The sequence below is a fragment of the Actinotalea sp. C106 genome (assembly GCF_023630195.1).
GTDB lineage: Bacteria > Actinomycetota > Actinomycetes > Actinomycetales > Cellulomonadaceae > Actinotalea.
Map to the genome: position 1 here is coordinate 1 of NZ_JALPKN010000249.1, position 4,694 is coordinate 4,694.

Genomic DNA, 4,694 nt, shown 5'->3' on the forward strand with positions numbered 1-4,694 from the left:
CGCCGCTGCCCCCGCGACGCCGTCGTAGGCCACGACGGGCCTGCCGGGCCGCACACCGAGGCGGTGCAGCGTGGCGGCGAGCACCTCGGGGGTGGGCAGCGGGTGGCGCCCGCCCTCGCCGGGCTCGGCAGCCAGATCGGCGTCGAGGTCGCAGAAGACCGCGCCGTGCAGGTGACCGTGGAGGTAGCCGTCGTGGTCCGCGCCCTGGAGGGTCCAACGGACGTCGAGGAGGAGCGGCCGCTCCCCCGCGGCGAGCTCGGCCGCGAGGGTCTCGGCGGAGATCAGGGCGCCAGGGACGCCGCGGGCGTGGTCAGGGGACTCGCTGCTCGCCATGGCCCCACTCTGGCACCGCTCAGCTCGCGGGGAGCGCAGCCTCGATGACCTCGACCACCTGGGGGGCGTCCGGCTCGGTGGTCGAGCGGTAGCGGTGCAGGTCGCCGTCGGGCGTGAGGAGGAACTTCTCGAAGTTCCAGCGCACCTTGCCCTTGGTCCCGTCGACCGCTGGCGTGCTCGTCAGGGTCTGGAACAGCGGGTGGGCCGAGCGGCCGTTGAGCTTGACCTTCTCGAACATCGGGAAGGTCACCCCGTAGGTCGTCGAGCAGTACTCCGCGATGGCCTCGGTGCTGCCGAGCTCCTGGAGGAACTGGTTGCTCGGGAAGCCGAGCACCGCCAGCCCGCGGTCGGCGTAGCGCTGGTGCAGCTGCTCGAGGCCGGCGTACTGGGTGGCGAAGCCGCAGCGGGAGGCCACGTTGACCACGAGGCGAACCTGGCCGGCCCAGTCGCCGAAGCTCGTGGTGCGGCCGTCGAGGGTGGTCAGGGCGATGTCGTCGAGGTCCATGGAGGCGCAACGTCGGGTGGGGGCCGGACGTTCCCGGCCCCCGTCGTCGAGGACGCCGTCGGCTCCCCGCGGCCGGCTCGGTCGCCTGGCTCACCGCGCCTGGGCGAACAGCGGGACCTGCGCCCCCGTCACGAAGGCGGCGGCGACGAGCACCAGGGTCACCACCAGGAGCACGACGTCGGCCGCCCCCACCCGCAGGTAGGCCAGGCGCAGGTCCCGCCCGAGCCGGCTCTCCCCCGCGAAGGTGAAGCCCCGGGTCTCGAGGGCCTCGACCGTGGTGCGGGTGCGCTTCGCGGTGTTGAGCATCATCGGGTAGAAGGCCTGGACCAGGGTGGTCGAGAGCCGCACCACGGCCCGCCAGCCGAGGATCCCGCGTCGCTCGAGGGGGGCCGAGCGCAGCCGGAAGCCGTTGACGATCGTGTGGAACTCGGTCATGAGGATCGGCAGCATCCGGTACCCGTAGCTGACCCCGAAGCTCAGCAGGGCCGGGGCCCGCAGGCTGATGAGCGCGTCCGAGAGCTTCTCCGGGTCCAGGGACACGAAGGCCGCCATGCTCGCCAGGCTGATGGTGCCGAGCTTGAGGGTCAGGGTGACCAGGGAGAGCACCGTGGTGATGTCGCCGTCGAACAGCCAGGCGAGCAGCAGCAGGTAGGTGCTCTCGAGCACCAGCCCGATGACGAACAGGCCGAGGATCAGCGGGCCCACCCGTGAGACGAGCACCGCGACGGCGGTCAGCCCGAAGAGGACCGCGAGGGTGGTGATGTTGTGCGTCAGCCACGGCACGACCGCGAAGACGAGGTACCAGCCGAGCACGATGCGCGGGTCCCGGCGGGACAGCAGGCCGCCGCGGGTGGCGTACGCGGTGCGCAGGAGCTCGAGCTTGACCCACTCGACCGACATGACGTCGCGCTGCTTGCGGGCCATCAGCGCACCCCCGCCGCGACGGGCTGGGTCACGCGCGCCGTGAGCTCGGCGACCGAGAGCGGGGGCGGGTGAATCCCCAGGGCCCGGCCCAGCACGCTCACCTGCGGCGGGACCAGGTGCACGGCCGCCATCAGGTCCGGGTCGTCGAAGAGCTCGGCCGGGGTGGTGTCGGCGAGGACCCGACCCCCGTGCAGGACGACGACGCGGCTGGCCCACTCGGCCACGAGGTGCATGTCATGGGTGGCGACCGCGACGCAGCGGATGCGCTCGGCCAGCGCCGCGAGCATGGCCGTCACGTCACGCCGGGTTCCGACGTCCAGGCTCGAGGTGGGCTCGTCGAGCAGCAGCAGGGCCGGGGTCATCGCGAGCGCGATGCCGAGGGTCGCGCGGCGCTGCTGGCCGCCGGACAGGGTGCGCCCGTCACGGTCGGCGACCTCGCGCAGCCGCAGCCGGTCGAGGATCTCCTCGACGAGCTCGGCGGTGCCGGGACGACGCCGCTGCTGGGGGAACATGGCGATGTCCTGACGGACAGAGTCCTGCAGGAACATCTGCTCGGGGTGCTGGTAGAGGTAGCAGACGTGGTCCGCGAGCCGGGCCGCCGAGGTGGAGCGGGTGCTGATGCCCTCGACCTCGACCTCCCCCACCCGCGGCACGTCCAGCCCCGTGAGCAGCCGGAGCAGGGTCGACTTGCCGGCCCCGTTCGAGCCGACGACGGCGATCCGCTCCCCCTCGTGCAGGGTCAGGCTGAGGTCGTCCAGGACGGTCGACAGGTGGCCGTGCACATCCCGGTACCCGTGGGTGACCCCCTCGAGGCGCGCGACGGCCGGGCCGCGCGAGGAGGTCGCCCTCGGCTCGGCGGGGGCACTGCTGCCGGTCACGACCCCGCTGCCCGTCAGGACCCCGCTGCCCGCGAGGGCCGTCACGGCCTCCTCGACCGTGAGCGGCACGGGGGCCTCGGGGGCCAGGGCCTGCACGGCCTGCACCACCTGGGGGGCAGGGATGCCGTGCTCGGCGAGCTCCTCGGCGCGGGACAGGGCCTCGCGCACCGGCAGGTGCCAGCGGGGCGCCCCCTGGGCCATGAGCACCACGCTGCGGGCGTACCGGGCGATGAACTCCGCGTGGTGCTCGATGACGACGATGGTCGTGCCCTGCTCGGCGTTGACCTGGGCGAGCATGCGGTAGGTCTCCTCCGCGCGGACCGGGTCGAGCTCGGCCACCGGCTCGTCGACCACGATCACCTCGGGGCGCATCGCGAGCACCCCGGCCAGGGCGGTCAGGTGCTCCTGCCCGCCCGAGAGCTGCCACACGAAGGTCGAGGCCAGGTGCTCGATGCCCAGCTGGGCCATGGCCTGCTCGGTGCGCTCGGCGTGGTCGGTCAGGCCGAAGTTGATCGGGCCGAAGGCCACGTCGTCACGCACCGTGGGGCGCACCAGCTGGTTGCCGAAGTCCTGGTAGACGTAGCCGACCTGGTGGGACAGGGCCGCGACCGAGGACTCGTGGGTGTCGGTCCCGCCGACGTGCACCGAGCCGAGCATCTCCCCGGACCAGAAGTGCGGGATCAGCCCGTTGAAGGTCTTGCACAAGGTGGTCTTGCCCGAGCCGTTGCCGCCGACCACGGCCACGAAGTCGCCGCGCTCGATGGTGAGGTCGACGCCGACGAGGCTGTCGACCTCAGCCCCGGGGTAGCGGAAGGTGAGGTCACGGACCTCGATGACGGCCGGCACGCTCAGACCCCCGTGGTGGTGGTGCGGGCTGCCTCGGTGGCCGGCGCCGCGGGGGCGTGGTCCGCCTCGAGCCGACGGCGGTGGGCCGAGCGGCGGGCCAGGAGCACCACCGTGACGAGCACGACCGCGCAGGCCGCGACGCTCACCCACAGGAAGCTCATGCCGTACTGCTCGAGGAAGTCCGGCTCCCACAGGCCCAGCTCGATGTCGACGTACTCCAGGAAGGCGAAGAGCCCCGAAGCGATGAAGAGCACGACGGCGAGCCCGATGAAGCCGGCGGTCTGGCGGGCGCGGCCGGGCAGCGGGACGCGCGGGTCACGCGGGGCCATGCCCATGAGCGGCTCGATCTTGCCGTGCAGGCGGGGGGCGAGGTAGGCCGCGGGGATCGCGCCGAAGATGATGCCGCTGATGAGGAAGTCCGAGGCGAAGGCGACCCCCTCGAGGGCGAGGATCGACTCGGGCAGGCCCTGGACGGACTCGAGGTCCTCGACGCCGACGACGACTTTGAGGATGTCGACCGCTCCGCCGACCCCCTTGTCGATGAGCACCGCGACCATCGCGGCGACGGCCACCTGCCAACGACGCGCGGGGTCACGCACCAGGGAGCCGCCGATGTACAGGCCCAGCGCGAGCTGGATGTACCCCTCGAGCTCACCGACCCCGGAGAAGTTCCCCATGAGCAGGTCGACGAAGATGATCTCTCCCAGGGGCGCCCCGAGGGCCGCGTACAGGGGGTGGAAGAGGCTCACCATGACCACCGGCACGAAGGCCAGGTAGGAGACCGAGAGCTCGACGGGGCCGACCCGGAACTCAGGGAGCACCTCGGTGAGGATGTTGGCGAGGCCGAACAGGACCATCGACAGGACGAAGACCATGAGCTTCTGCGAGGAGGCGAGCTCCTGGGGACGCGGGACGCGCCGCGCTGGGTTGGACGAGGCGGGGCTGGACGAGGCGGGGGCCGACGACGTGGTGGACGACATGGTGGGCCTTTCTGGGTGAGGACCAGCGGGAGGGGACCAGCGGGAGGGGACGAGCAGGAGGCGGTCGAGGCGAAGGGCTCAGGCCGGGTCGAGGGCCTCGAGGGCGGTGTGGACGGCGCGCATGTCCGCCACGAGGAGGTCGGGCTCGTGGCCCGGGGCGTCGAGACCCGCGGCGAGGGCCTCGGGGGCGGGGGCACCGCCGCGCACCACGACCACCGAGCCGACGCC

At 72.6% G+C, this 4,694-nt stretch carries 5 protein-coding genes; all 5 read right to left on the minus strand.

Translation table 11 applies throughout. The annotated features are described in order from the left end of the window. Positions 1–333: sulfurtransferase (locus L0B03_RS14145; RefSeq protein WP_250446878.1), on the minus strand; the 333-nt coding region annotated here is incomplete at its 3' end. A gap of 19 nt (positions 334–352) precedes the next feature. After that, the gene (locus L0B03_RS14150; protein WP_250446881.1) at positions 353–838 is read right to left on the minus strand and encodes a glutathione peroxidase; all 486 of its coding nucleotides are present in this window, start codon (positions 836–838) and stop codon (positions 353–355) included. 90 nt (positions 839–928) lie between these two features. Beyond that, positions 929–1,762: an energy-coupling factor transporter transmembrane protein EcfT gene (locus tag L0B03_RS14155; RefSeq protein WP_250446884.1), complete on the minus strand. Its 834-nt coding sequence runs from the start codon at positions 1,760–1,762 to the stop codon at positions 929–931. Continuing rightward, positions 1,762–3,486: an ABC transporter ATP-binding protein gene (locus L0B03_RS14160; protein ID WP_250446886.1), complete on the minus strand. Its 1,725-nt coding sequence runs from the start codon at positions 3,484–3,486 to the stop codon at positions 1,762–1,764. The genes L0B03_RS14155 and L0B03_RS14160 overlap by 1 nt, the downstream gene beginning before the upstream one ends. 2 nt (positions 3,487–3,488) lie before the next feature. Continuing rightward, complete coding sequence (locus tag L0B03_RS14165; RefSeq protein ID WP_250446888.1) at positions 3,489–4,466, minus strand: cell division protein FtsQ; 978 nt, start codon at positions 4,464–4,466, stop codon at positions 3,489–3,491. Between the last annotated feature and the right edge of the window lie 228 nt (positions 4,467–4,694).